Genomic DNA, 904 nt, shown 5'->3' with positions numbered 1-904 from the left:
GAATGGCCAAAAGAATGTCGCCTCTTCAGTAGTTGGGAGTCCGGTGCGCACAGATTCTGAAGGCTATTACTCAATTAATCTTCCTCGCAGTGTTGTAGGTGAGCAGATTGTTTTTGAGGTGACGGCTGATGAGCAAACGCGAATGACTTGTGAGGCGACGAGCGGTTGTAGCGAAAACGGTGTGTACGATTTCGGCGAAGATTTTACGCCAGGTGCTGACTTAGTATTGTCAAGCGTTAGCCCTGTTCTCGAGTCTGTTTCTGATAACAGTGTTCATGTTACGCCTTTTACCCACATGGTGCGCGTAAAAGCAGAGTATTCTGATAGTGGTCTAACCATCGCCGCCACTCAAGCCGCACAGAATGAAATAGAGGGCCTGTTCGATCTTGAGCAAGGTGCTTTATTACGGGAGCCTATAGATATTACAGAAGTAGAAGAAAGGTCGTCTGCAAGCGCGGAGCGGGTTAAATTATCTTCTATTAGTGCGGGTATGCATGAGCTAGCTAATGGCGGGGCATACGATGGTGTGACTGACGTACTTGAAGAGATCGAAATGAATCTGAAGGCAAGCGGCAGTTTAGTGTTGTTTGATAAAGAAGGCTCAAGCACTGTAGCTGTTGATGAGTTGGTTTACGCTGCACAAGGCGTTATTTCAGATGTAACTAGCTTGCACTTAGGTCAAGATGAGTCGAATTATGATCAGTTAGTAACTGAGCTTGTTCAGGTGCAGAATAGTGCGATGGATCAAGGGGCTTTGGTTCAGCGAGTCCAGATTATGACTCAGCCTGTTGGTGTGGTAACTGAAGCCGGTGAACGGGTATCGTTGACGGCAAATATTATTGGTGGTTTGCCAATGTCTTATCAGTGGTTTAAAGATGGTGAGTTGATTGAAGGTGCAACAACT

At 46.2% G+C, this 904-nt stretch carries 1 protein-coding gene; it reads left to right on the top strand.

The features are described 5' to 3' along the window. Window positions 1–43 precede the first annotated feature (43 nt). Window positions 44–904: immunoglobulin domain-containing protein (locus A3738_RS08245; protein WP_156504098.1), on the top strand; the 861-nt coding region annotated here is incomplete at its 3' end.

It is taken from the genome of Oleiphilus sp. HI0066, assembly GCF_001635725.1.
Note: the sequence above shows the minus strand (reverse complement) of the source record. Positions and strands in the feature narration are given on the sequence as shown.